Annotated in this window: 21 protein-coding genes and 1 pseudogene; 16 read left to right on the forward strand and 6 right to left on the reverse strand. The window is 64.1% G+C overall.

Annotation, left to right across the window (positions count from 1 at the left end):
• Positions 1-278 precede the first annotated feature (278 nt).
• Entirely contained in the window at positions 279-1616 is a 1338-nt protein-coding gene (locus P24_RS03410; RefSeq protein ID WP_008943297.1) for a relaxase/mobilization nuclease domain-containing protein, read from the reverse strand.
• Position 1617: 1 nt separating this feature from the next.
• Positions 1618-2064 (reverse strand): hypothetical protein, encoded by a 447-nt coding sequence (locus tag P24_RS03415; protein WP_008943298.1) that lies wholly within the window; start codon positions 2062-2064, stop codon positions 1618-1620.
• Positions 2065-2367: 303 nt separating this feature from the next.
• Here P24_RS03415 and P24_RS03420 point away from each other — a divergent pair, with 303 nt between their 5' ends.
• The 5 genes and pseudogenes from P24_RS03420 (at position 2368) to P24_RS19600 (ending at position 7090) form a co-directional block, all read left to right on the forward strand.
• Positions 2368-2874, forward strand: a complete 507-nt coding sequence (locus tag P24_RS03420) for an RNA polymerase sigma factor (protein ID WP_008943299.1) — start codon at positions 2368-2370, stop codon at positions 2872-2874.
• An 87-nt stretch (positions 2875-2961) separates the two neighbouring features.
• Positions 2962-3909: a FecR family protein gene (locus P24_RS03425; protein WP_008943300.1), complete on the forward strand. Its 948-nt coding sequence runs from the start codon at positions 2962-2964 to the stop codon at positions 3907-3909.
• Between the two features lie 494 nt (positions 3910-4403).
• A pseudogene (locus P24_RS20455) lies at positions 4404-4811 on the forward strand (TonB-dependent receptor plug domain-containing protein); the annotation flags it as partial.
• Between the two features lie 227 nt (positions 4812-5038).
• Entirely contained in the window at positions 5039-6430 is a 1392-nt protein-coding gene (locus tag P24_RS19060; protein ID WP_083859499.1) for a TonB-dependent siderophore receptor, read from the forward strand.
• Between the two features lie 177 nt (positions 6431-6607).
• Positions 6608-7090, forward strand: coding sequence for an ureidoglycolate lyase (locus P24_RS19600; protein ID WP_008943303.1), 483 nt, complete (start codon positions 6608-6610; stop codon positions 7088-7090).
• On the opposite strand, the gene puuE is transcribed toward P24_RS19600, so the two are convergent.
• Positions 7087-8046 (reverse strand): allantoinase PuuE, encoded by a 960-nt coding sequence (gene puuE / locus P24_RS03440; protein WP_008943304.1) that lies wholly within the window; start codon positions 8044-8046, stop codon positions 7087-7089. The genes P24_RS19600 and puuE overlap by 4 nt on opposite strands.
• Before the next feature lie 213 nt (positions 8047-8259).
• Between puuE and P24_RS19605 the strand changes: the two genes are divergently transcribed.
• Entirely contained in the window at positions 8260-9213 is a 954-nt protein-coding gene (locus P24_RS19605) for an HNH endonuclease (RefSeq protein WP_202802351.1), read from the forward strand.
• Between the two features lie 6 nt (positions 9214-9219).
• Here the strand turns inward: P24_RS19605 and ggt are convergent, their stop codons facing one another.
• The 3 genes from ggt to P24_RS03455 form a co-directional block, all read right to left on the reverse strand.
• Positions 9220-10923 (reverse strand): gamma-glutamyltransferase, encoded by a 1704-nt coding sequence (gene ggt, locus P24_RS03445; protein ID WP_008943306.1) that lies wholly within the window; start codon positions 10921-10923, stop codon positions 9220-9222.
• A 126-nt stretch (positions 10924-11049) separates the two neighbouring features.
• The gene (locus tag P24_RS03450; protein ID WP_008943307.1) at positions 11050-12669 is read right to left on the reverse strand and encodes a Na/Pi cotransporter family protein; all 1620 of its coding nucleotides are present in this window, start codon (positions 12667-12669) and stop codon (positions 11050-11052) included.
• A 103-nt stretch (positions 12670-12772) separates the two neighbouring features.
• Positions 12773-13819: a helix-turn-helix domain-containing protein gene (locus P24_RS03455; protein ID WP_008943308.1), complete on the reverse strand. Its 1047-nt coding sequence runs from the start codon at positions 13817-13819 to the stop codon at positions 12773-12775.
• A 211-nt stretch (positions 13820-14030) separates the two neighbouring features.
• Between P24_RS03455 and P24_RS03460 the strand changes: the two genes are divergently transcribed.
• The 10 genes from P24_RS03460 (at position 14031) to P24_RS03505 (ending at position 25978) form a co-directional block, all read left to right on the forward strand.
• Positions 14031-16289: a S8 family serine peptidase gene (locus tag P24_RS03460; protein WP_008943309.1), complete on the forward strand. Its 2259-nt coding sequence runs from the start codon at positions 14031-14033 to the stop codon at positions 16287-16289.
• A 52-nt stretch (positions 16290-16341) separates the two neighbouring features.
• Complete coding sequence (locus P24_RS03465; protein ID WP_008943310.1) at positions 16342-17445, forward strand: hypothetical protein; 1104 nt, start codon at positions 16342-16344, stop codon at positions 17443-17445.
• A gap of 4 nt (positions 17446-17449) precedes the next feature.
• Positions 17450-17851 carry a hypothetical protein gene (locus tag P24_RS03470; protein ID WP_008943311.1) on the forward strand — a complete coding sequence of 134 codons (402 nt, stop codon included), beginning with the start codon at positions 17450-17452 and terminating at the stop codon, positions 17849-17851.
• Positions 17852-17951: 100 nt separating this feature from the next.
• Entirely contained in the window at positions 17952-18287 is a 336-nt protein-coding gene (locus P24_RS03475; RefSeq protein ID WP_008943312.1) for an STAS domain-containing protein, read from the forward strand.
• A gap of 68 nt (positions 18288-18355) precedes the next feature.
• A complete protein-coding gene (locus P24_RS19065) occupies positions 18356-20317 on the forward strand; it encodes a PP2C family protein-serine/threonine phosphatase (RefSeq protein ID WP_008943313.1) in 1962 nt (653 codons plus the stop codon).
• A complete protein-coding gene (locus P24_RS03485) occupies positions 20314-21261 on the forward strand; it encodes a class I SAM-dependent methyltransferase (RefSeq protein WP_192813226.1) in 948 nt (315 codons plus the stop codon). The genes P24_RS19065 and P24_RS03485 overlap by 4 nt, the downstream gene beginning before the upstream one ends.
• 17 nt (positions 21262-21278) lie before the next feature.
• Positions 21279-21995 carry an amino acid ABC transporter ATP-binding protein gene (locus P24_RS03490; protein WP_192813227.1) on the forward strand — a complete coding sequence of 239 codons (717 nt, stop codon included), beginning with the start codon at positions 21279-21281 and terminating at the stop codon, positions 21993-21995.
• Between the two features lie 6 nt (positions 21996-22001).
• Positions 22002-22418, forward strand: coding sequence for an ATP-binding protein (locus tag P24_RS03495; protein ID WP_008943316.1), 417 nt, complete (start codon positions 22002-22004; stop codon positions 22416-22418).
• Positions 22419-22459: 41 nt separating this feature from the next.
• The gene (locus P24_RS03500) at positions 22460-23716 is read left to right on the forward strand and encodes an NHLP bacteriocin system secretion protein (protein ID WP_008943317.1); all 1257 of its coding nucleotides are present in this window, start codon (positions 22460-22462) and stop codon (positions 23714-23716) included.
• Positions 23717-23722: 6 nt separating this feature from the next.
• Positions 23723-25978 carry an NHLP family bacteriocin export ABC transporter peptidase/permease/ATPase subunit gene (locus P24_RS03505; RefSeq protein WP_083859509.1) on the forward strand — a complete coding sequence of 752 codons (2256 nt, stop codon included), beginning with the start codon at positions 23723-23725 and terminating at the stop codon, positions 25976-25978.
• Position 25979: the final 1 nt, after the last annotated feature.

A 25979-nucleotide genomic window follows, 5' to 3' on the forward strand; every position in this document is an offset into this window, starting at 1 on the left:
CAAGGATCGGGGAGTAGCTCAGAAGACGGAATAATGTTTCTCTCCCGGTTTGGTATCCCCGCCTGAGAGAATGTAAGTTGGCCCCTCAGTAGGTGAAGTCATGATACGCAGAGTGCTAAGAGGCTTCGCCCCTCGCGCGGGCAAGGCATCCAAACGTCTCCACCCCCTGCGGGGGCGGACCCTCGTTCGGAGCCTCCTTACCCTTGCTACCCCCACTCTTCGCCAGAGCGGCAGGGTTGCAGGGCTGCAACCCTTTCCAATTTAGGTATGCGGCGCACTCAGCGCTCCGGCGTCGGGCCATCGCGGGAACGGGAGCGGCGGGGTTGGCGCTCTTCGGTGCGCCTGCGTTCCTTGAAGGCTTCCCGCCGGGCATTGCGTTCGGTTTCGGCATCCGTCTCCATCCGCTGGAATACCTTGGCATCCTCGGTCAGCTCGCGCGTGATGGCCTCGTTCTGCGTTCGCTGAACAGTCCGCTCCTGTATCAGTTCGCGACGCTGGACAAGCTGGACGGCGGTAAATTGCTGGAGCTCGGTCTGATCGCGTTCCTTGCCTGTCTCGGCTTCCAGTCGGTTGCGTTCAAGCTGGCGCTTCCGTTCGCCCCGTATCCGGTCCCATAGCCCGGCAATGCCAGTACGCAGACGGGCTTGCCGCTGGCGCTCTTCCTCTTCGGCCCGGCGCTTGACTACCGCTTCGCGGTTACGGCGCTCGGCTTCCTGTTTAGCTTTGAGCGCAGCGCGGCGTTCCTCGGCATCACGGCGCTCTCGGTCTTCGCGCTCCGCGACCTCTTTTTGAAACTCTTCCATCTTGGTCTGCATGGCCCGCGCAATTTCGACCTTGGCCTCTGCCACGGACGGCAGCGCTTCCATATCCCCAAGGCGCTCGCGCACGGCAGGCGTCTTCACATCCGCCCATTTGGCGACTGCATAGACCTCGCCCCGGTGATCGACGGCGACATAGCCGCGCTTGTCGCCTCGGGCGAGCCAGTACCCGCGTTCTTGAAGGGCGTGGGCGAAGGCCGCCTTACTGTCGGAGATCGCCCACGCATCCTGAAACGCCGCCTTGACCCCTTTCGGGTCCACCCCGGCGCGCTTGGCCTGTTGCCATTGTTCGAGGGTGAAGTTGCAGGGATCACGCTCGCCGCTGACAGCCAGCCCGTGCGGCATTTTCCAGCCGTGTTCGAGATATAGCTCCCGCGCTACGTCCTGAAGCTTGCGGTTGGAGTGCGGCAGCGGGATTGCTTTCATTTCCTCGACATCGATCCGGCTCCACACCGCATGCGCATGACGGCGCAGCTGTCCGTCATCGCCGCGCTTCTCGTGATAGACGAGAGCGCGGGGCTGCCCCGTAAGCCCGAGCTTCACCTCAACCTTGGCGACAGCCTGCTCGAAATCCTCATTGCTGGCGCTCACCCCCTTGGGCGGGTTCAGGCTCAGCGAAAAGAGATATTGCTGGCAGCGTGTCCCCCGGCTGATCGCGTAGGTTTCCCGAAACGCGCCATCCAGATCATCGGCCATGAAACCGCGAAGCTGCGCGACCTCGACGCGCTCGTTCTCCTGCTTCATCAGATGTTGCGCGAGATCGCGCCCACCGCCGCGCTGGTTGCCGACAAGAATCACGTCAGTCCTCCGAAGCCTTGGCGTAGGAGGGTTCTTCACCACGCAGGCCAAGCGCTCCCATCACCAACGCACGCACCTCGCGCATATCGGCGCAGGCCGCATGCAGGGCGGCGCGATCTTTCTTCCCCATCGTGACACGCTCGTTCTCCGCTGCCGCCAGCAGCAGAAACAGCACCGTGACCTGTTCGGACTGGCCGAACTTTCCCAGCACCTTGCCGAGCAGAACGGAGTCAATAGACGGCTTGGCCACGCTCCTGCGGCGCGGAGCTTGTTCATCGCCGAGCGCTTTCTCGCGGACATACGCCCCGATGGAGCGCTTGCCCGCCTTCCGCTGGAGGATCGCCCGTTCTTCGTCGCTCACACGGATCGAGAGCGAGGACGGGCGGCGGCGCTTCGGTTTCGCAGGCTTGGCGGTATCCGTGAATTGCTTTGAGAGGGTCCGGCTCATGGCGTCGGTCCCTCCAAATCCTTGGGGATAACCGACTCCGCATCCTTTAGTTGGGCTTCACAGCACGCTAGAGTCTCGAAGAAAGCGCTTAAACACTCTCTCTCTTCCTCCGCCAGATTTCCTTTCCCCGTTTGATTGATAGATATTCTCCCGATGGATGGGAATTTGACCCATCTCGTCGCCGTCCTGCTGATTTTGTCACCAACCGCAGGATGACCGGAACCAAGCGGACTTGCGATTAATTCTCATCGTCGATATGGTCCCGGATGACCGGTTCGATGTCCGTATTTCCTCAGGTCCGCAATGCAGAATCCTGCGCTTCTTGTCGCCTACCGCGCACATGAGCGGGAGCTGGTGCGCTTTCTGGCGCGACGGCTACACTGCGTAGCAACGGCACGCGATCTGGCGCAGGATCTCTATGTAAAGCTGCATGACCAGCCACCAACTGGCGAGTTGCGGCACGAGAAAGCCTATCTGTTCCGCATGGCCGCCAATCTGGCGACCGATCATCTGCGCAGCGTTTCCCGCCGCGCGGAATTGCTGGCTGAAGCACAGGCAATGCTGTGGGACGGGCTGGAACAGCCAACGCCCGAACGTGCCCTGGCTGCGCGCCGCGAGGTGCAGGCCATGCGCCGCGCCGTCGCCGGCCTGCAACCGCTCAGCCGCCGGATATTCGAGATGAACCGGTTTGAGGGAAAGTCCCAGCGCGAGATCGCCGCCCTTCTGGGCGTCTCGCAGACCACCGTGGAGAATCACATGCGCAAGGTGCTGGCTATTCTGACGGCGGCCCGCGCTGGCCGCACTCCATAATTGTCCCCCGCCCATACGGTGAAATGCCCTGCCAAACGTCATAGCTACAAATAGGCAGTATCGCCGCCAGCCAGGAACGCGCCGACCATGAGCTTTCAGCCTACCGACCCCAGACCGGACAGCACCGCCGACGCGGCGCATGGCTGGGTCGTGCGCCTTGCCTCCGGCGAGATGACGCAGGCCGAGATGGCGTCGCTGCGCGACTGGCTCGACCGTGATGCCTCCCATCGTGCCGCCTTCGAGGAAGCGCGGGTGACCTGGCAAATGGCGGCTGGTCTGCGGCAGGATTTTGCCGCAGTGCCACAGCCAGCGCGCAGCCGGCAATTTACGCGCTGGGCCGCCGGAATAGCCGCCGCCGCGCTGGTCGCGCTGGCGCTGTTCGCCGATCCGCTGACCGCCTTGCGCGCCGATGCCAGCACGGCGGTAGGCGAGCAACGGCGGCTGGTCCTGGATGATGGTTCCATCGTGCATCTGAACACCGACAGTGCGCTTGCCGTGCGTTTCAGCGCGGCGGAACGGCGTATCGAGCTGCTGCGCGGTGAGGCCTTTTTCGAGGTCGCCCCCAATCCCACACGGCCCTTCATGGTGGCGGCACGGGACGGCACGGCGCGGGCCGTCGGAACCGCCTTCTCTGTGCGGGAAGCCAGCGATCATGTCGCGGTTGCTGTCACTGAAGGCAAGGTCAGCGTCACCGCCCCGGCACAGGGAGCGAACAGCATTCTGCTGGGGCCGGGCGGGCAGGCACGTTACAGCACTGGCCCGGCAGCGAAGGTGGCTCGCGCCATCGCGCCGGAGAACGTGGCTGCCTGGCGTGACGGCCGGATCATCTTTGACGGGCTTCCCTTCGACGAGGCGGTAGCAGAGCTGGACCGGTATCTGCCGGGGGCCATCGTGATCGCCCGCGCGCTGCCGGCAGCGCGGCCGGTCAGCGGCGTATTCGCCACCGATGCGCTGGAGGGCGCTATTGCCGCACTGGCGGAAACCCAGGGTCTGCGCGTATTCCGCATCACCCGTTACCTCACCATCCTGCGCTGAATTTTCTGCTTGGGTAAGCGGTCTGCCCATCCGTCATAGCCATAACAAGTGCGAATGACTGGCACTTGCATTTTGGGCTGTATCGAAGAAAAAGGGGCGACGATATGCGGATCGGTAAGGCGCGCGGCGGCATTGGCCGCGGGAAACAGGGGTGGCGCGATCTTCTTCTCATGGGTGCTGCGTTGGTGGTGCTGGCCCATGGGACGCCAGCGATAGCACAGGGTCAGGCCGCCCAGACCGCGCAGGCAGAGGAAATACGCAACTTCCAGATTCCAGCACAGCCACTGCCGGCTGCATTGCGTTTGTTCGCCGATCAGGCCGGTCTGCAGCTGGCCTACAAAACGGACGAACTGCAGGCTTTGACCGGCAACCCGGTCACTGGCAGCTATCGCACGGAAGACGCACTACGTCTGCTGCTATCGGGGCGCGGCGTTTCCTGGCGCTTCACCGATGCCCGAACGGTCGTTCTGGAACGCATCGCCGCCGGTGACGCGATGACACTCGACCCGGTGACCGTGGAGGGAAAGCGTGTCGTCGAGACCGGAAAGGGGGCGTTTGATGGCTATGTGGCGACGCGCAGCACGGCCGGCACCAAGACCGACACGCCGCTGATCGAGACACCGCAATCCATCTCCGTCGTCGGGGCCGAGCAGATCGACCGGCTGAAGCCGCAGACCGTGGGCGAGGCCCTGCGCTACACGCCGGGTTTGCTGAAGGGGCAAGGCTTCAACCGTACTGACGACGGTTTCTACATGCGCGGCTTTCAGGTGAATCACGAATCCCTCTATATGGACGGGTTGCGCGGCCAGCCGAATATCTATTCGAGCAGTGCCGAGCCCTACGCGCTGGAGCGTATCGAGGTGCTTCGCGGTCCGGCCTCGGTACTGTACGGCCAGGCCGGCCCCGGCGGCGTGATCAACATGGTCAGCAAGCGTCCGACCGAAGACGCGCTTCATGAAGTGCAGTTCCAGGCCGGGAATTTCGAGCGCAAGCAGGTTACCACCGACCATGCCGGCAAGCTGGATGCGGAGGGTAAATTCACCTACCGCCTGACCGCGCTGGCCCGTGACAGCGACACGATGGTGGACCATATCCCCGACGACAAGGTCTTCATCGCGCCGTCGCTGACCTGGAAGCCGACCGACGACACCTCGCTGACGCTGCTGACCAGCTACACCAAGACGGAGACCGCCTACTATTACGGCTTCCCGGCCGAGGGAACGGTACTGCCGAACCCGAACGGAGAGATCGCCCGCGACCGTTTCCGGGCGAGCCGGACTACAATAAATGGGACCGCACGGTCTATTCCGCCGGTTACGAGTTCGAGCACCGTTTCGCCGACGGTCTGCAGTTCAGGCAGAATTTGCGCTATTCGGACTTCAAGAACGAATACAAAGATATCGGCTTTGGCAGCTGGCAGCCCGGCCAGCGCGTGATCAATCGCAGCGCCTATGAACGGGTGGACGATTCCAGCATGTTTGCGGTGGACAACCAGATGCTGTGGGACGTCCAGACCGGCCCGCTGGCGCATAAGGTCCTGGCAGGGCTGGACTACACCAGGGGCACCTTCGAGCGGGTGCAGTATAGTGGTACGGTCGCACCGCTCGACCTCTATGCGCCGGTTTATGGCGCGCCCGTCACGCGCTCGGCCAGCCCCGTGACCAGCGTCGATCAGAGCTACGATCAGGTCGGTGTGTACCTGCAGGACCAGATCAAGTTCGACGAGAAATGGGTGCTGCTGCTGGGCGGCCGGCAGGATTGGGTCGAGGATGAAAGCCTCAACCGGCTGAACGGCGCCCGGACCAGCAACAGCCAGGACGCTTTCACCGGCCGGGTCGGGCTGGTTTACCTGTCGGAAACGGGCCTGGCGCCCTATGTCAGCTATTCGGAATCCTTCCAGCCGCAGGCCGGCGTGCAGGCCAACGGCTCCTCCTTCGTGCCGACCACCGGTCAGCAATATGAGGCCGGCGTGAAATACCAGCCGCCTGGCCGCGATTCCTCGGTGACTGTCGCGGTGTATGAGCTGACGCGGCAGAATGTGGTGACCAGCGACCCTGCCAATCCCGGCTTCAGCGTGCAGACCGGCGAAATCCAGTCGCGTGGCTTCGAGGTGGAGGCGAAGCTGCGCCTCGCCAAGGGGCTGAACCTACTGGCCAGCTATACCTACACCGACGCCGAGGTGACCAAGACCAACGGCGCCGACCTCGGCAACCGGCCAACCAACACGCCCCAGCACATGGCCTCGCTGTGGGGCGAATATGCGGTACAGGAACCGTTGCTCCGCGGCCTGACGCTGGGGGCCGGCCTGCGCTATGTGGGCGACACGGTCAATCTGGCGGATACCTATACCGCACCCAGCTATACCGTCTATGACGCCATGGTCGGCTACGAGCTGGGACAGTGGGAACTTGCGCTGAACGTGATCAATCTCACCGATGAGAAATACATCGCCGCCTGCACCTATGGCTGTTTCTACGGCGACGCCCGCACGGTGATGGCAACGGTTTCCTATCACTGGTAACAGCCAAAATCCGGCATCGCTGCGCGGGAAAACGCAGCGGTGCCGGCTCGTGCTACGAACACCGATATTGCTGACAACCAGTTCTCATGCGCTTCCCTGACGCCGATATCGACACGGCCTTCTGTGCCTGCGTATAAGGAAAGCAGGACTGACCCAAACCGGACGAGAGGGAGGGACGTGACGCCTTCAACCGCCTCCCTTTCTGCCAAGCCTCTGACGCCGGAAGGGTTCGCGCCCTTCGGGCGGGTCGTCGTGGCACCCGAGCAGCCAGGCCGGGCCTTTCTGGGCAGCCTGATCGAAAACCGCCGTGAGGCCGCCGACCTCGATTTCTCGCTCACTCATACCGCCGCCAGCCCCCTGCCCTTCGAGGCACGGCTGATGGAGCGACACCCGTTCTCCTCCCAGGCCTTCCTGGCGCTGGATGTCGCGCGGTTTCTGGTCATCGTCGCCCCATCGGGCAGCAATGGGCCGGAGATGGGCCAGGCGCAGGCCTTCATCGGCAGCGCCGGGCAGGCGCTGGTCTATGCGCCCGGCACCTGGCATCACGGAATGGTCGCGCTCGACCGGCCCGGCCGTTTTGCCATCATCATGTGGTGCGCCGAGGATGGCCGGAACGACGAATTCCACCCACTGGCGCAGCCGGTGATGGTGGCCGGTTAACCCTTATAGGGGTGCGTCGCCATCCAGTGGCGGGCGATGTCGATGCGGCGGGCGCACCAGACGCCGTCATGCTTCTGTACATAATCCATGAAGCGCGCCAGCGACGCCGCCCGGCCCGGCCGGCCAACCAGCCGCAGATGCAGGCCGATGCTCATCATCTTCGGCGCGCCCTCGGCCCCTTCGCGGTACAGCACGTCGAACGCATCCTTCAGATAGTCGAAGAAATCCGTGCCCGTCGCGAAGCCGTGCACCTGGCCGAACTTCATGTCGTTATTGTCGATGGTGTAAGGGATGATGAGCTGCGGCTTGCCGGCCTCGACTGACCAGTGCGGCAGGTCGTCGTCATAAGCGTCGGAGCTGTAGAGGAAGCCGCCCTCCTCGGAGACCAGCCGGCGGGTGTTAGAGGACAGCCTTCCTGTGTACCAGCCCAACGGCCGTTCGCCCGTCGCCTGCCGGATCGCGGCGATGGCGAGGCGCATATGCTCGCGCTCGGTCTTGATGGGCATGCCGCTATAGTCGATCCAGCGCCAGCCATGGCTGGCGATCTCGTGCCCGGCCTCATGCATCGCGCGCACCGCCTCCGGATAGCGCGCCACGGCCATGCCGACCGCCCAGGAGGTGAAAGGGATATTCCTCTCGCCAAACAGCCGCATCAGCCGCCACAGGCCGGCACGCATCCCGTAATCATAGACCGATTCGACCTGCTCGTCGCGCAGCCCCTCGCGCGGTGTGCCGCCCGGCACCTCATGCAGGAAGACCTCGGAGGTGGGATCGCCATGCAGGATGCTGCGCTCGCCGCCTTCCTCGAAATTCACCACGAAGCTGAGCGCGATCTTCGCGCCATTGGGCCAGCGCGGATCGGGCGGCGTCGGGCCATAGCCCTTCAGGTCGCGCGGATAGGGCGCCGCGCCCAGCGCATTGGCAACCAGCTTCTCATCGGCATAACGGTCCTGCATGTCCCCCACCTCCATCGTGATGAGGGAATCACACGTTATCCGGCCCAGCTTGTCCAGACGAACTAGATCAGACGTCAAAGACGCTTTTGGTCACTTCCTCCAATGCCGAAACGACTCGCGATAAGCTCGACTGGACCAAGAGATGCAAAACAGCATTCCATTAGCTAATTCGAAGAAATCCACATAATGACATTTTAGCAGCGATACGCCATCATGATGGCCGCTAAGCTCATGAATGAAAAAGCTTCTTACAGAATAGTCTGTCGTATGAGCCACTGTGTATTCATGTTTCGACCGGACTCGATCTATAACGACAGTCCTGCAATACAATACCATTTTCCAAAGCAATATCTGGAACGGGCAAGTGGCTGCATTGGCGACTGGATCGTATATTTAGAGCCGAGAAAACTGCGTGAAACGCGCGGTTATTTTGGGGTCGCCCGTGTTCATAAAATCATTCCAGATCAAATGGCACCAGGTATGTTCTATGCCATAATTGAGCCTGGAAGTTATCTCGACTTTGCTGAGCCTGTGCCATTCAATGATAATCGCGGTCCTATCGAGCGCGGACTGCTCAACGATGAAGGTCGTCTATCAGGTCGTGCCCAAGCGGCAGTTAGACCAATTTCAACACCAGATTTCATGCGTATCATTGAAAAGGGGTTAAGCGACAATAACCCATTGTTACCACGCCTTGAAACGGACACAGCCACACCCGGTCTTGCTGAAGACCAACTACCTTATAAATTCGAAACAACGCGAATACGCCTTGAACATTTAACTAATCGGATGGTGCGTGACAGAATATTCCGTCAGGTTGTACTTCGGGCCTATGAAGAGCGCTGTGCAATCACCAGATTGAAATTTATTAACGGGGGTGGCCGGGCGGAAGCCAATGCCGCTCATATCCGACCAGTTCAATATGGTGGTCCTGATATCGTAAATAACGGCATTGCCCTTTCGGGCACGGCCCATTGGATGTTTGACCGGGGACTAATCAGCCTTTCGGATGATCTTGAAATCCTTATCTCAAGACAGGTGAATGATCCGCGAAGCATAGAGAAGCTCATTGATGGAAATAGCAAAGCCATCATGCCATTGCGCGCAGCTGACCGCCCGCATCCTAGTTTTCTTTCGTGGCATCGTGAGAACTGTTTTAAACACTAATACACCTTAATACTTCCTCCCCCGCCTCGGATCGGGCCAGAAGGAGGTGCCGCGCCGGGCAAGGCCGCCGCCCACGCCCATCGGCACGCCGTCGGCGCGCCAGCAGGACGCCCCTTCCATCGTGCCATCATCGTTGAAGGCGATGGCGCCCATGCCGCCAGCCACATGGTCGGTGGCGATCACCGTATGGCCCAGTGCTTCGAAGCGGTCGCGCACATCCTGCGGCACCGCATTCTCGATCTCGACCTCCTGCCCTTGCGTGAAGAGGCGCGGCGCTTCCACCGCCTCCTGCAGGCTCATGCCGTGATCGACCCGGTTCAGGATGAACTGGAACACGGCGGACGGGATGCGGTGCGCGCCCGGCAGGCCCACGGCGAAGATCGGCTTGCCGTCGCGCTTGCCGATGGTCGCCGAGATGCCGCTGGTGATGCGCTTGCCCGGCTGTAGCGACAGCGCGTTGCCCGGATGCGGATCGAACAGATACATGTAGTTGGTCGGGATGATGCCGGTGCCCGGGATCATGATGCGCGCGCCGAACAGGCTGTTGATGGTCTGGGTCGAGGTGACGATGTTGCCCGCCGCGTCGGCCACGGTCAGGTGCGTGGTGTTGGCCGATTCGACATTCAGGATCTTCGCCTCGAAGGCGCTGGCCCGGTCCGTCCTGATTTCCGGCCGGCGTTCATCGGCATAGTCCTTGGAGATCAGCCGTTCCACAGGCACATCGACGAAGGCCGGGTCGGCGGTGGTGGCGCGCCGGTCAGCCGCCGCGATCTTCAGCGCCTCGGCCATCAGATGCAGCGTCTCCGTGGTGCCGAAGCCCATGCCGGCGATGTCATAAGCCTCCAGCAGGTTCAGCATCTGCACGATATGCACACCACCGGAACAGGGCGGCGGCGGACCGACGATCTCCACCCCGCGATAGGTGCCGCGCACCGGCTGGCGCTCGACCGTGCGGTAATTCGCCAGATCCTCCAGCGCGACGTAGGAGCCGGCCTGCTGCAGATAGTCGGCGATCCGCTTGCCCAGATCGCCGCCGTAAAGGTGATCCGGCCCCTTCTCCGCGATTTCCCGCAGGGTCTGGGCGTAATCCGCCTGCACCAGCAGCGCACCTTCTGCCAGCGGCTTGCCGCCGGGCAGGAAAACAGCGGCAATCGCCGGGTCGAGCTTCAGATCGTCGGAAATCTCCTCGATGCAGGAGGCCAGGTAATTGGTCACCTGGAAACCGCGCGCGGCATGGCGGATCGCCGGCTCCATGACGGTTGCCAGCGGCAGGCTGCCGAAGCGTTCCAGCGTCTCGCACCAGGCCTTAAGGTTCCCCGGCACGGCGACCGAAGCCGGGCCGACGCGGTTGCGGCGCCCTTCCGATTCCATGTAGTCCGGCCAGACATCGGAGATCGGCTTGAAGCTGTCGGGCTTTGCCGCCATCGGCGCGGTGGCGAGGCCGTCGATCACCGTCTCGCGCCCGTCCGCCAGATGCAGCACCGCCGTGCCGCCGCCGAAGATGCCGACCATCATCGGCTCCACCACGGTCAGGGTGAACAGGGCGGAGATCGCGGCATCGATGGCGTTGCCGCCCATCGCAAACATCTCGGCCGAGGCGGCGGAGGCCAGCGGATGGTTCGTAACCGCCATGCCGCGTGAGGCCGTTACCGGCGTCTTTTCGCACTGAAAGAGCGTTCCGGCGCGGCCGCGCCAGCCTGAATTGGTCATCTCACCCTGCCTGCCCGTCGATGGATCGCCAAAGAATGGAAGACCATCCTAACGGCTGAGCAGGCGAGGACCAGCCGAAACCCGTGCGCCAGGCTGCACGGAAAGCGCGGCAGCCATGCCGGTGTCTCAGCTTTCCTCTTGGGTTATGGCCAGAGGCGCCTTCTGCGTCATCTCCCGCAGCATCCAGATCAGCCGCTCGAACAGGCCAGTCAGCTGCAACAGCCCCAGCTTTTCCTCGCGGCCAAGCGAAACCGTCTCGTCGCTGAGGAACTGCCGGCGCACCCCTTCCATCAGATCGCCACGATCCCCGGTGATCCGCTGGATCAGCGCCATATCCTCGGGATCGCCGCTCTCCATCGCCTCAACGAAGGACAGCAGCACGGCATCCAGCCCTTCGACCAGGGCGATGCGGATATCCTCCAGCGCGGCGCTGCCCTGCAGCAGCGGGGCGGCCTCGGCAAACTCCGCCAGCGCGGCTTCCAGCGTCTCCAGCCGGCTGTGCCGGTCCACGATGCGATAGACCCGCTCGTGATTCTCCGCGACCAGCCGGTCATCCGCCAGATCGTCGATATAGATGCCCGCCTGCCTGTGCACTGACCGGAAGGCCTCGCGCAATTCTGCCATCCGTCTGCCGCGCTGGCCGGCCTCCGGCAGGCGCGGCACGTCGATATAGCGCGGCAGCCGCTGCAACAGGCGCAGCTGCTCCTTCTCCGCCATGATCAGCGCGATCTCCGGGTTGCCAGCCACATGGTCGCTGAGATAGGCGAGGCGCGATTCATCCTCCTGCTCGGTCGGCGGATAAAGCCGGGCGAGCAGCCTTTCCGACGGTCCGATCAGCGGCAGCAACACAAATCCGGCAATCATGTTGAAGAACAGATAGGCGAAGGCGATCTGCTGGCCGACATCGTCGGACAATGACTGCACCGCCGCCATGAGCGGCGGAAACCCGAAAAGGGTTTCCGTATAGAACAACGGTACCAGCACGATGCAGCCGACGATGTTGAAGGAAAACTGATACATAGCGACCTGGCGCGCAGTTCCCCTGATCTGCCCGGACAGAAGCCAGGTGGCAATCGAACTGCCCAGGTTTGTGCCGTAGGCAACCATGACGGTCTGCTCGAAGCTCAGCAGGCCGCTCGCGGCGAAGGCAATGGCCAGCAGCGAGACGCTGACGGAAGACTGGCTGATCAGGGTCAGGGCCGCACCGATGGCAAGCGCCGCCATGGGCGAGCCCCCGGCCCCCGCCATCATCTCCTTGAAGAAGGGCTCCTCGGCGATCGGTGCCGCCCCCATCTTCAGCAGCACCAGCCCGTAATAGAGCAGGCACAGGCCGAAGACGGCACGCAGCACCGCCTGCCAGTTCTGGAAACGCTGCATGGTCATCAGGATGCCGCTGCCGCCCAGCGCCATCAGCACCACGATCTCGATATCCAGCGTGACGACAAAGATAATGACTGAGGCGCCCACATTGGCGCCGACGATCATCGGCAGGGCGCGGCGCGCATCGATCATCCGCGCCATCAGCAGCCCGACCAGAATGAAGGTAACGATTTGCGTGCTCTGGGTGATCGCGCCCAGGATGGCACCCCACATCAGCCCCGCCGGGATCGAGGAAGCGACCCGCGCGATTTCCTGCTGTATGCGGCGGTTGGCGAGGCTGCGCAGATTGCCGGTCAGCATGTCGCTGCCAGCGAAGAACAGTCCCAAGCCGCCCAGAATGGTCGCAATGATCCAGGCTGCTTCCATGCTGTCCCCTAGCCCCTGACGCCCGTGATTAAACTAATAATTACAGTAGTTTCGATGCGGGAGCGAAGTCCAGCCCCTCGTGATGGGCCAGAAATGGGGCCGGTCAGAGGGTGCGAATCCAGCCCTCCCACTCCCGGTCGCCGAAGATATCCGGCTCGCCGGAAGAAGCATCAGTCTCCCGCGCAGCATGCAGCACGCCGGCCTGGCGAGCCTCCGACGGGGTGAAGCCATAGTGCCGGCGAAAGGCGCGGATGAAGGAGGACTCGCCGCTGAACCCGACCGAGAGCGCAATGTCGATGATCTTGCGCTGCTGCTGCGCAGGGTCGGTGAGCAGGGTCAGCGCGTGCGCCAGCCGGCGGTCGCGGATATAGGAAGCGACACCGTCATAATACTGGAAAAGCTTGTACAGCCGGCTGCGGGAGACACCGAAGACCTCCGCAACGCTCTCCGGCGACAGGGCCGGGTCCTCGATATTTTCCTCGATATAGCGTTTCAGCGTGGTGACGATTGCCATGCGGATCGCCTGTTCGCCGCCTTCATTCTCGTGCGGGTTTCCGTTCAGCGTCGCGGCGACGAGATTCATCGTCGGCGAGACGATGAGCCCGCCCTGCTCCGTTGTCAGCCGGGGCGCCTGCTTCTGCAGTTCCAGCATATGGGTGCGCAGCAGCCGCGCGAACGGATCGTCTCCCCGGACGCACTGATAATGGCGATGGTCGGGGTCCTTGATGTGCGGCGCCAGCAGCGAGCGCGGCACGAACAGGGCCAGCAGGTCGAAATCCTCATTGGTGGTGTCCAGCGTCTGCGCATTGTCGAACACGCAGATATCGCCGGCCTCCATGATCACGTCGCCCTGCGGTGTGCGGGCATGGCAGCGGCCGCGCGTGAACAGCTGGATCATGTAATGATCGATGCCGTCGCGGTCGATCCGCATGCGGTCGCGCTTGAAATGCTGCCGGCTCGCCTTGCAGCGGATCTGCGACAGGCCGCCGAACAGATAGCCGTCAGTCAGCGCATGAAAGCCGTTTTCCTGATCAGGCGAGGTCAGGTCGGCCTGGTAGAGAACCGAAACACTGTCCCGCCAGACCTGAAACTTCTCCGCCCCTTCCAGCCGGTCGGTCGAGAAATAGGAATGCGGCAGCAATTCCCCCATCGACCTTCTCCCCCGTTTTATTTGCAAATCTTCTAATTGATAAAAAGCTTGGCATATTGCCGTATTCGGAGCAACCCGCCCGCTCGGGGATCCGGGCCGTTCGGGACGGAATGGGCATCGTTCCGGGACGGAATGTCAGGTCGGCCGCAACGGCATGGAGGACAGTGAAGGCTGAGCCATGCCGAAAACCGGAACACAGGACCTTATTCCCATGCTCCCGACCGACACCTACTTCCCCTATCAGTGGCACCTCATCAATACCGGCCAAGATGGCGCCAGAGTTGGCGTTGACCTGAATGTCGTGCCGGTCTGGCAGGACTACACCGGCAAGGGGGTGATTGTCGGGATTTACGATTCCGGCGTCCAGGTCGGCCATCCGGACCTGTCGGCGAACTTCGACCCTGCCTTGCAGCCGACAACGGTTTTCGGACCGCACGATCCCGATCCGGTCGATGGACGCTTTGTCACCCAGGATGGGCACGGCACGGCTGTTGCCGGGCTGATCCTGGCGGCGAACAACGGGTTCGGGGTGGTCGGCGTCGCCTATGACGCCACCTTCGGCGCGGTTAACCTGATCCTGTCCGACAGCTATGAGTCGGATAATGAGGCGGGCGACGCCACCGAACTGACCGCCCTGAACTACCAGATGGCGCTGTACGATGTGATCAACCACAGCTATGGGCCGGACACACCCTTCATCTCCAACTTCACCGAATTCGAGAATTTCGCCAATCTCGCATCGATGGACCGGGCGGCCCTGCTGGGGCGGGATGGCCTCGGCACCGTCCATGTCGTCGCCGGCGGCAACGAGCGTACCGACGGCAACATGACGACCTATGGCGATCTCGGCAATCTGCGCTACACCATCAATGTCGCCGCCGGCTCCGCCGAAGGCGATATCCTCTATTACAGCAATCCCGGCGCCTCGCTGGTCGTCACTGCCCCGGTGGACCGCAATCCCGGCGATGACGGCTTCAAGTCGGTTACCACCGACCTGCTGGCCGGCCTCGGCTATTCCGGTAGCAACAATGCCGAAATCGATAGCTCGGACTATTCCGACCAGATGAACGGCACCTCCGCCGCGGCGCCGATGGTGACCGGCGTGGTCGCGCTGATGCTGGAGGCGAACCCGTTGCTGGGCTATCGCGACGTGCAGGAAATCCTCGCGCTGACTGCCCGCGCGAACTGGCAGGAAGGCGCGTACGAGCTGTATGACTGGCAGACCAATGGCGCCACCTACTGGAATGGCGGCGGCCTGGAGTTCAGCCATGATTACGGCTTCGGCTTCGTCGATGCGCTGGCCGCCGTGCGGCTGGCCGAAAGCTGGACCGACCAGCGCACCCGCTACAACGAACAGATCGAAGTCGTCGAGGCGCTGGACATCGACACCGCCATCCCCAACACCGGCGTGCCGCTCAGCTACAGCTTCGAGGTGGAGGCCGATTTCACCGTCGAATGGGTGGAACTGGCGGTCGGGCTGGACCACAGCTGGTGGGGCGATCTGACAGTCACGCTGCTGTCGCCGGACGGCACGGAGAGCGTCCTGATGAACCGGCCCGGTGTGACGCCGGACACCAATGCCGGTCTGGATATTCCGGTCAGTGCTTCCGGTTTCGAGGGCGAGGACGAATTGCAGTTCATCTTCGCCAGCAACGCCCCGCGTGGCGAGCTGGCGGACGGCGCCTGGACGGTGACTGTCACCGATGCCGGCGCGGCCGGTTTCGGTGTCCTGGAGGACCTGACCCTGCTGCTCTATGGCCGCCCGGAAGAGGATGTCCAGACGTTCTACTACACTGACCGCTATGCCGATCTGGCAGCGGAACAGGCGGGCCGCCAGAGCCTGCAGACCGACGGACCGGCGAAGATCAACGCGGCGGCGGTCAGCGGCGATGTCGTCATCGACCTCTCGCCCGGCATGCTGGGCAGCATTGCGGGGGCGGACTTCACCCTCGTTGCGGGCAGCATCGTCACGGAAATCCTGGCGGGTGGCGGCAATGACAGCCTGACCGCCAGCGATATCGGCACCATCCTGGCCGGCGCACACGGCCACGATGCGCTGACCGGTGGCGCCGGGGCCGACCTGCTGGAAGGCAACAAGAATGCCGACACGCTGGTCGGCGGACTTGGGGATGACACGTTGCGCGGCGGCAAGGGGCACGACCGTCTGGACGGTGGTGGCGGCAACGATGTGATGCATGGCGGCCTCGGCGAGAACATCTTCGCCTTCGCCGACGGCAGCGGCATCGACACGATCATGGATTTCGGGATCGGCCGCGACCGTATCGAGGTCAGCCAGGGCATCAACGGCACGAATATCTCCACCGCGGCGGACCTGCTGGCGCTCGTCGCCTCGGATATTGCCGGCAACGCGGTGCTTGACTTGGGCAGTGGGAACCACGTCACTCTTGTCGGGGTCGCGGCGGCCGCGCTGGCCGAGGATCACTTCCTGATATCCGCGCCGATAGCATGACCATGCAGCATATGGCGTTCAGATGGCGGAACTGTCGGCAAGGACCCGAAGATTGGCAGCCCTGAACGATAGCCTGACCGAAACGCTCTCAGCGTTCCTGCGGGACGGGGACGCCGTCGATATGCCCGGCCTGATCGCCGAACTGCAGGAACATGCCCAGATCTGCAACACGACCCGCGCGATGAACAAGGTATCGGGCGTCGTCGGTGTCGAGGATAATGCGCAGGGCTTTCACAAGCTGCTGACCACCAGAATCCTGCCGGTCATCGAGCTGAAATTGCCGTCCTACAGTGCAACGGCGGGACAGGCGAATTTGCTCGACCTCGTCGAACTGCTGAACGCGCTTGTCGCCTGGGAGACGCGATCGGGGGTCGGGTTCGAGATACAGCGCTTCCGCCAGCAGCTTGCCGACCGGCTCTATGGCGACATACAGCGGCAGACCGAGGCCTTCATCCGGCGGCTGGACAAGGCGGATTACGCGGAAATGCCGCAGGCCGGTGCCCTGATCCTGCAGCTTGATGCCCATATCTGGCTGCTGGAAGGCTTCGGCCAGCGCCAGAAGATGGCGGAGCTGCAGAATGCCTCCGCCCGCCTGGCCCGCAGCATCGTGCGCTCGGTCAGCCGCACCCTTCAGGGTTTCCTGGCCGATGGCGACATGGTGCGCCATTTCGACGTCTCAGCCGTGCTGCTCTATGTCGAGGATCTGGTCGTCGCCATGCTGCGCGTGCTGGAATCGACCAGGGAGGAAGAGGCCAAGGGCGCGGCACACCCCTTCATCCTGTCGCTTGGCGAACAGATCGCGACGGCTAACCTCGCCGATCTGGATGCGCTTCTGTCCTACTATCTGCGCGCCCTGGAGCGCGCCCTCGACACGCCGAAGGTGAGCAAGGACACGTTCCGCATCTTCTCGACACATGCCGGCATGACCTTGCGGCTGCTGCGCGGGCTTGCCCGCCAAGGGGGACAGGCGAAAGCCAGTGGCCTTTACGAGCGCGGCATGCAGCGGGTCTATGGCCTGCAGGCAAAGGCGCGTAGCCTGCACCGTGACAGTGCCGAACCGCATATCGCGGACAAGCTTGCCCTGCTTGAAGCGATCACGGCCGATTTCGAAAAGCCCCTCGTCCAGATCATCCCTTCTGCCACAGACCGTCTTTGACCCCATGATCGATAAACCCCTGTCTCCCGCGGAACGCCTGAAGGACACGGTCTGGCAACAGATTGTGCGGCTGGCCACGACAGACGCCCATTTCCGCGACAGGCTGCAGACCGAGCCGGTGGCCCTGTTGCAGGCTGTCGGCATCACGGTGCCGGCCGGCATCCGCTTCGTCTGTGTCGAGACGGCTCCGGACCAGGTCGCCGAGGTGCTGGGGCGCTCGGACGGCAATCTCGTCTATGTTCCCATCGTGACATCTGCCGCGCCGGACGCCGCTGGCGAACTCGAAGACGAGGCGCTGGATGCCGTGGTCGGCGGCACCGGACCGCTGACAGGTACGCCCATGCCATCGAACTTTTCCGCGATGATCTCCTTCACGGATGGCGTCAATGTCGGTTCCGCCAATTGAGCCGGATATGTTAGCTTCAATGTCAGCATCGCCGGGCAAGCCGCTGGGTATCCAGTGGCCCAACCGGATGCATCCAACAGCAGGCAATCGGTAGAGGGCTATGGAGATCAAGGAAAGCGATCACGGCGATACGCTGGTCGTCATCTTGTCCGGCAGGCTGGACAGCACGACAGCGCCGGAGTTCGAGCGGCACATCATCGGACGCATCGAAGGCGGCCGGAACGACATCGTGATCGATTTCGGCGGGCTCGAATTCATCTCCAGCGCCGGCTTGCGCGTCATGCTGATGGCGGCCAAGCGGGTGAAGGCCGGCAAGGGTCGCCTCAGCCTGTGCGCGCTGAACGACAATATCGCCAAGGTCTTCGAGATCAGTGGCTTTCTCGCGATCTTCACCATCTATCCGGACAGCGGCGCCGCCTTGGCCGGTAACAGGTAAGCTGTGATGCCTTCGACCGGGCCGCGCACCGCCGGCCCCCTTTCCGTCGTTCGGGGCATTCCCTCACCATGTCGCTGAAACTCCGCCTCCTGTTGCTGATCGTCGGGTTGCTGAGCGCCGCCATCCTAGGGCTGGCGGTCTCGCTCGGCTGGCAGGCGCGCAACGCGATCCTGCTGCAGGCGGAATCCGATGGCACCCGCATCGCCCGCGTGCTGGCGCAGGCGGCCTCCGTCGCCAACACGGTGCCGGCGGAAATCGAGCAGGTGATCGGCCGGCAGATGGTGTCCGAGGCGCTGCTGACAGCGCATCTGTTCGACATCGCGGAGCAGGCTGGCCTCTCCACCGAGGCGGTCAATGCCCGGCTGATGGAGATCACGGCGCGCAGCGCGATCACCGAAATCTGGGGTTTCGACGAATCCGGCACTTCGACCTATGGCAGCCTGCCGGATGTCGGCCTGCAGATCTTCCCCGACCCGGAACGCAGCCCGGTCCTGTCGCGCTTCTGGCATCTGCTGTCGGGCGAGAAATTCTCCGTCACCGGCCCCGGCATCGACCGCGATCTCGACGGAAAGCGCTTCAAATATGCCGGCGTACGCGGCGTCAGCGCACCGGGGGCGGCGCTGGTCGGCTATGATTTCGACTTTATCGGCGGCATCGTGGACAGGATCGGCCTCGTGCAGGTGGTGCGCAGCCTGCTGGATAGCGGCCGCGTGAACGCGATCTGGGTGTTCGACTATCAGTTCCAGCCGCTCGCCCAGGGCACGGTGTTCGGTGACGAGGTGAACCAGCCGCCGGACAGCCGGGAGCAAGAAGCGCTGGACGACAGCATCCGCACCGGCAGCACGGCAAGCTGGCTGGCCGGGCGCGACATGGTGGTGGTGACGCCGATCCCCGGTCCCGATGGCGGCCCGATTGGCGCCACGCTGCTGCGCCTGCCGACCGACGGGCTGCAGAAGCTGATGCAGTCCAGCCTGATCTATACCGCCATCGTCGCCGGGCTGGTGCTGGCCGCCAGCCTGATCACCGCGACCTGGTTCTCGCACCGGCTGACCCGCCCGCTCACCAGCATCGGCGAGGCGGCCCACGCGGTCGAGCAGCAGCGTTATGTCCGGGGCCAGCTTCAGCAGGTCGCCGGCCGCAGCGACGAGTTCGGCAACCTCGCCCGCGTGTTCGAGGAGATGGCCAAGCAGGTCTTCGCCCGCCAGGAGGAACTGGATGCGCTGGTGAAGGAACGCACCCTGCAGCTGCAGCAGAAGAATGAACAGCTGGAAGCCGCCAACGCGCAGATCGAGCAGGAGCTGCTGCTCGCCCAGAACATGCAGACCGCCATCCTGCCGGCCGCCTTCCCGCAGGACCCGCGCTTCACCGGGTACGCGATGATGAAGGCGGCGCGCCATGTCGGCGGCGATTTCTACGATTACTTCATGCTGGACGAGGACCGCATCGCCGTGGTCATGGCCGACGTGTCCGGCAAGGGCGTGCCGGCGGCCTTCTTCATGGCAGTGTCGCGCACGGTGATCCAGAGCGTGGCGCAGAAGGCGGACGGTCCGGGCGACTGCCTTGCCCGCGCCAACGATCTGGTATGCCAGGAGAACCCGCTGGAGCTGTTCGTTACCGTGTTCTACGGCATCCTCAATGCCCGCACCGGCGAGTTCCGCTTTGCCAATGGCGGGCATAACCCGCCCTATCTGATCGGCGCGGACGGTACCGTCACGGCGCTGGAGACCACCGGCGGCATGGCGCTCGGCATCCTCGACGAGATGCCCTTCGCGGAAAAAAGCGTGACCCTGCGGCCGGGCGACTCGCTGTTCCTGTTCACCGATGGCGTGACGGAAGCCTTCGACCCTGCCAACGAGGAATATGGCGAGGCCCGGCTGGAATCTGCCCTGCAGGGCAGCCATTCCCTTGCCATCGAGGTGCTGGCCCAGCGCGTGGTGGACGATGTGGGCGCCTTCAGCAACACCGCCCCGCAATCGGATGATCTGACATGCCTGGCGTTGCGCTATGCCGGGCCGGGCGGGCGGACATGACCATGGCCGGGTGCAAGATGAAACGGAATGCCAGTGAAAGCGGGATGCCCGGCACGGCGGAGGAGACCTCCCTGCCCTATGGTTCCCAGGCTGAACAGGCGATGGAAAAGACGGACGAGATGAACGACGCTGCGGCCATACAGAACGCGAGCGATGGCGAGATCGCGGCCATTGCGCGTGCCTATGAACGCTATTTCGCCAGTGGCTTCTACGACCAGCGCTATCCCCGCCACAATGCGCAGAGCCTGGCGACGATTCTGCAGGTCGGCAGGGAGGCCCGCGCCATCCTGGATTTCGGCTGCGGCGACGGGCGCTATGTGCTGCCGCTGCTGCATACGACAGGCGCGCGGATATTCGCCTATGACATCTGCCCGGTGGCGCTGAAGAGCCTGGAGCGCCGCATCGCCAATGAACCGGCACGCGACCGGGTGCAGACGATCCTCGGCCCGCGCGAGGACTATACCGAGGGCGCGCCGGTCGATCTGGCGCTCATCATGTTCGGCGTGCTGGGGCATATTCCGGGCCGGGCGAACCGGGTGGCAACGCTGCGCCGCATCCGCGACCTGCTGACGCAGCAAGGCAGCGGAAACCTCGTCGTCAGCGTGCCCAATGCCGCCCGGCGGTTCCGGTTGGAGCAGCAGGAACACAAGGCTGCCCTGGCGGCAGGCCAGCCGCGCCCGCCGGCCCGCGAGGACGGCGATATTCTTTACAGCCGCGCGCATGACGGCGAGCGGATCGAACTGTTCTATCATCTCTACAGCCCGGCCATGCTGGCCGGTGAACTGCGCGATGCCGGCTTCCGGAACGTCCGGATGCAGGCGGAGAGTGTGTGGCCGGAATCCGGCGTCACCCGCTCCGCCACGCTGGCTACGTTCGACAGGCTGTTGCGGTCGGTCACCCCGCCGGGCCTCGGCTATGGCATTCTGGCGACGGCGGAGGCATGAGGATGGGAAACACGGCCTTGGCAACGGAAACGGTGACAACGGCGGCGATCCGCTTCGAGGATGTCAGCAAGCACTTCGGAGAGACACCCGTGCTGGAGGCGGTCTCCTTCACCGTCCTGCCCGGCCAGGTGGTCTGCATCGCCGGACCGTCGGGGACCGGCAAGACCACGTTGCTGCGCCTGGTGAATGCGCTCACCCCCGCCGATCAGGGGCATATCCAGGCCGGCCCCTTCAACGTCACCCAGCCCGGTACCGACCTGCAGGCGCTGCGCCGCTATGTCGGGATGGTGTTCCAGCGCTACAGCCTGTTTCCACACAAGAGCGTGCTGGAGAATTTGACCATGGGGCCGCGCCAGGTGCTGCGCCGGCCGCGCGCGGAGGCTGAGGAGCAGGCCATCGATTTGCTGAACCGGCTGGAAGTGGCGGAGCTGCGCGAGCGCTATCCGGGGGAGCTTTCGGCCGGCCAGCAGCAGCGCGTGGCGCTGGTGCGCGCCCTGACGATGGATCCGAAAATCCTGCTGCTGGACGAGGTGACCGCCGCCCTCGATCCGCGCATGGTGGACAAGGTGGCGGAGCTGATCCGCCAGATGGCGGCCACCGGCATGACCATCCTGGCCTCCAGCCATGACATGCGCTTCGCCACCCTGTGCGCCGATCTGCTGGCGCAGCTGGACCGGGGCCGGCTCGGGCCGCTGCAGCCCCCTCCGCCCCCCTCTCCGGCAGTGGAACCGTAACGGGCTATGGCGGCGCGGCTGGAAATCTCCATCGCCAATGACCGGAACGCCATCCCGGAAATCGTCGGCGCGGTCACCGCGCTGATCGAGGAGAACGGCCTTGCCCCCGATATCGCCTATGCCATCGAACTCGCCATCGACGAGCTGGTGACGAACGCGATCTCCTACGGCTATCCGGACGGCGCGGCCGGCACGGTCACGGTCGAGGTCGCAATCGAGAGCGACCGCATCGTGCTGGTCGTGCGCGATGACGGTATCGCCTTCGATCCGCTGGCGCAGGCGCCCGAACCGACACTGGAGGGCAATGTCGAGGATAGGCCGGTCGGGGGGCTTGGCCTGCATCTGGTGGAAGCGATGATGGATGAAGTCGCCTATGAACGGCGCAACGGGGAGAACCGGCTGACCTGCGTGAAGCGGCGCTAAGCCGCGCAAGGACGGCGGGAACGAAGGAAGGGGCGGAATCGATGGCGGACGGTATCTTCAGGAAGACCGCGCTGGAACGGCTGTCCTCGCCGGACCAGCTCGACCGTCTGATCACCGTCACCAGACCGCGCGGCTGGATGGCGCTGGTCATGCTGTGCGTGATCGCCGCCGCCGCCATCGCCTGGGGCATCCTCGGCAGCATCCCGACGCGCGTGCAGGGCAATGGCATCCTCATCAGCACCGGTGGGCAGGTCGTCAATGTGCAGGCCCCGGGCAGCGGCACGCTGAGCGAGATCGACATCCGTGTCGGCGAGACGGTCGCTGCCGGACAGGTCGTCGCCCGGCTGTCCCAGACCGATGCCGCGCAGCGCTATGAGAATGCGCTGGCCGTGGTCGAGGAGAAGCTGGACAACCAGCGCCGCGTGGAAGAACAGGCCGACCAGGAATGGGCGGTGAAGCAGCAGAATTTCGACCGCCGCCGGGCGGCCCTGCGCGACCGGCTGGCCGCCGGGCAGCAAAGGCTGGACTTCCTGCGCGGGCGGCTGGCCGATGAGGAAAGGTTGCTGGCGGACAAGGTCATCACCCGCGAGGTCGTGGCCCGGACCCGCGACGAGGCCAACCGCGCCGCCCAGGAAGTGGCGGAGGTGCGCAACGACCTGGCGCGGATCGAGGCCGAGGCGCTGGACCTCTCGGCAACGCTCGACAATCGCCGCCGGGCCGCCGAGGATGCGGTCAGCGAGGCACGCCGGCAACTGGCGCAGGTCGAGGCGACGCTGAACCGCGCCACCATCGTCATCGCTCCGGCCAGCGGCACGGTTACCGAGGTGAAGGTCTCGCAGGGCGCGCTGGTCACGGAAGGCCAGTCGCTGTTCGCCTTCCAATCCGGCGGCACGTTCCTCGATCTTGTCCTCTACATCCCCCCGCAGCATGGCAAGCGGGTAAAGCCCGGTATGCCGGTGCAGATTTCCCCCTCCACCGCCCGGCGCGAGGAATATGGCACCGCGCTTGGCACTGTGGACTGGGTCTCCGACTTCCCGGCGACGCTGGAGGGCATGCGCGCGGTGCTGCAGAATGACGAGCTGGCGCGCAATTTCCAGCAGGGGGGACCGCCCTACGTCGCCCGTGTGGCGCTGCAGCACGACCCCGAGACGGTCAGCGGCTATCGCTGGAGTTCCGCCAAGGGAGCGACGCTGGCACTGTCCGGCGGCACACTGGCCAGCGCGGAGATCACGGTTTCCGAGCAAGCGCCGGTGACCCTCATCATCCCGCTGCTGCGCGAATATACCGGGCTGTTCTGATCGCCGATGACCGACAGCACATCCGCCCCCGTAGCCCCCGGCGCTCCTGCCCCATCCCCGGCGCCGAAGCCGAATGCCCCGAAAGGCGGCCGGCGCTTCCGCACGCCCACCATCCTGCAGATGGAGGCAACGGAATGCGGCGCCGCCGCACTTGCGATGATCCTCGCCCGGTTCGGTCGCTGGGTGCCGCTGGAGGAGTTGCGGGTGGAGTGCGACGTGTCGCGCGACGGCTCCAAGGCCTCCAACATCCTGCGCGCGGCACGGCGCTACGGGCTGGTGGCGAAGGGCTACCGGCGCGAGCCGGAGAGTGTCACCAACCTGCCCTTCCCGATGATCATCTTCTGGAACTTCAACCACTTCCTGGTTCTGGAAGGGATCGATCGGAAAGCCGGAAAGGTGTGGCTGAACGACCCGGCGCTGGGTCCGCGTACGGTCAGTCTGGAGGAGTTCGATTCGGGCTTCACCGGTGTGTGCCTGGTGTTCGAGCGCACGCCGGACTTCAAAAAGGGCGGCGAGAAGCCCAGCATCATTGGCCCGCTGAAGCGCCGGCTGCGCGGCTCGCAGGGCGCTATGGCCTATGTCATGCTGGCCACCCTGCTGCTGGTGCTCCCCGGCCTGGTCATTCCGGTCTTTTCCAAGATCTTCGTCGATGACGTGCTGATCGGCGGCACCTCGCAATGGCTGCTGCCGTTGTTGATCGGCATGGCGGTGACCGCCGCGCTGCAGGGCACCCTCACCTGGCTGCAGCAGATCCACCTGTCGCGGCTGGAGATGAAGCTGGCGCTCAGCTCCTCCGCCCAGTTCTTCTGGCATGTGCTGCGGCTGCCGGTGGAGTTCTTCAACCAGCGCTTCCCCGGCGATATCTCGGCGCGGGTCTCCTCCAACGACGACATTGCCACCCTGCTGTCCGGGCAGCTGGCGAACAACATCATCGGCCTGGTGATGATCGGTTTCTACGCCATCGTCATGCTGTTCTACGATGTCTGGCTGACCATCATCGGCGTCGGGCTGGCACTGCTGAACTTCCTGGCGCTGAAGGTCGTCGCCCGCCGCCGCGAGGACAGCAGCCGCAAACTTGTGAACGAACAGGGCAAGCTGGCCGCCACCTCGATCAGCGGCATCCAGCTGATCGAGACGCTGAAATCCAGCGGGTCGGAGAGCGATTTCTTCTCCAAATGGTCCGGGTTGCAGGCCAAGTACCTGACCGCCCAGCAGGAGCTGGCGGTCACCACGACGCTGATCTCCGCCGCCCCCATCCTGCTGTCCGCGCTGTCCACGGCGGCGATCCTGGCGGTGGGCGGCTTCCGGGTCATCGACGGCGAACTGACCATCGGCGGGCTGGTCGCCTTCCAGGCGCTGCTGGCGAATTTCTCCACACCCATCGAACAGCTGGTCGGGCTGGGCGGCGAGATCCAGACCATCAAGGGCAGCCTGACGCGCATCGAGGATGTGCAGAAGTACCGGATCGATGACCGGCTGGGCGAAACCGAACGGATGTTCGCCACCGCCGCGCCGGAGCGCCCTCTGCCGCCGAAGCTGCGCGGCCATATCGAGCTGCGCGACCTGGTGTTCGGCTATAACCGCTCCGACAAGCCGCTGATCGATGGGCTGAACCTGACCGTGCAGCCGGGCCAGCGCGTCGCCCTGATTGGCGGGTCGGGCAGCGGCAAATCGACCATCGCCAAGATCGTCAGCGGCCTGTACCGCCCCTGGTCCGGCAGCGTGCTCTATGACGGCATCCCGCTGGACGAACTGCCGCACGCCTATTTCGCCAACTCCGTCTCCACGGTGGATCAGGAAATCTTCCTGTTTGCCGGCACGGTGCGGGAAAATATCGGCATGTGGGACAATTCCGTCAGCGAGGAGATGATCACCAGGGCGCTGCGCGATGCCTGCATCCTGGATGCCATCGAAAGCCGGGCCGGCCGCTACGAGTCGCTGATTGCCGAGAATGGCGGGAATTTCAGCGGTGGCCAGCGCCAGCGGCTGGAGATCGCCCGCGCGCTGGCCGGCAACCCGACCGTGCTGATCCTCGATGAGGCAACCAGTGCGCTGGACCCGGTGGTCGAGAAACGCATCGACGAGAATCTGCGGCGGCGCGGCTGCACCTGCCTGATCGTCGCACACCGCCTCAGCACGATCCGCGACTGCGACGAGATCATCGTGCTGGAACGCGGACAGGCAGCGCAACGCGGCAAGCACGAAGAACTGATCGCCGTGGACGGCCCCTATCGTCGGCTGATCCGGTCGGGAGAAGCCTGAG

The organism is Oceanibaculum indicum P24, from assembly GCF_000299935.1.
In the GTDB taxonomy this organism is placed as follows: domain Bacteria; phylum Pseudomonadota; class Alphaproteobacteria; order Oceanibaculales; family Oceanibaculaceae; genus Oceanibaculum; species Oceanibaculum indicum.

Bases quoted from the DNA above. Each gene is read 5' to 3' on its own strand.
- P24_RS03495 (WP_008943316.1), top strand. From the start codon at position 22,002: ATGGCGGCGCGGCTGGAAATCTCCATCGCCAATGACCGGAACGCCATC.
- P24_RS03455 (WP_008943308.1), bottom strand. From the start codon at position 13,819: ATGGGGGAATTGCTGCCGCATTCCTATTTCTCGACCGACCGGCTGGAA.
- P24_RS03500 (WP_008943317.1), top strand. From the start codon at position 22,460: ATGGCGGACGGTATCTTCAGGAAGACCGCGCTGGAACGGCTGTCCTCG.
- puuE (WP_008943304.1), bottom strand. From the start codon at position 8,046: ATGCAGGACCGTTATGCCGATGAGAAGCTGGTTGCCAATGCGCTGGGC.
- P24_RS03460 (WP_008943309.1), top strand. From the start codon at position 14,031: ATGCTCCCGACCGACACCTACTTCCCCTATCAGTGGCACCTCATCAAT.
- P24_RS03425 (WP_008943300.1), top strand. From the start codon at position 2,962: ATGAGCTTTCAGCCTACCGACCCCAGACCGGACAGCACCGCCGACGCG.
- P24_RS19605 (WP_202802351.1), top strand. From the start codon at position 8,260: ATGATGGCCGCTAAGCTCATGAATGAAAAAGCTTCTTACAGAATAGTC.
- P24_RS03485 (WP_192813226.1), top strand. From the start codon at position 20,314: ATGACCATGGCCGGGTGCAAGATGAAACGGAATGCCAGTGAAAGCGGG.
- P24_RS03415 (WP_008943298.1), bottom strand. From the start codon at position 2,064: ATGAGCCGGACCCTCTCAAAGCAATTCACGGATACCGCCAAGCCTGCG.
- P24_RS03470 (WP_008943311.1), top strand. From the start codon at position 17,450: ATGATCGATAAACCCCTGTCTCCCGCGGAACGCCTGAAGGACACGGTC.
- P24_RS03420 (WP_008943299.1), top strand. From the start codon at position 2,368: ATGCAGAATCCTGCGCTTCTTGTCGCCTACCGCGCACATGAGCGGGAG.
- P24_RS03505 (WP_083859509.1), top strand. From the start codon at position 23,723: ATGACCGACAGCACATCCGCCCCCGTAGCCCCCGGCGCTCCTGCCCCA.
- P24_RS03450 (WP_008943307.1), bottom strand. From the start codon at position 12,669: ATGGAAGCAGCCTGGATCATTGCGACCATTCTGGGCGGCTTGGGACTG.
- ggt (WP_008943306.1), bottom strand. From the start codon at position 10,923: ATGACCAATTCAGGCTGGCGCGGCCGCGCCGGAACGCTCTTTCAGTGC.
- P24_RS03475 (WP_008943312.1), top strand. From the start codon at position 17,952: ATGGAGATCAAGGAAAGCGATCACGGCGATACGCTGGTCGTCATCTTG.
- P24_RS19065 (WP_008943313.1), top strand. From the start codon at position 18,356: ATGTCGCTGAAACTCCGCCTCCTGTTGCTGATCGTCGGGTTGCTGAGC.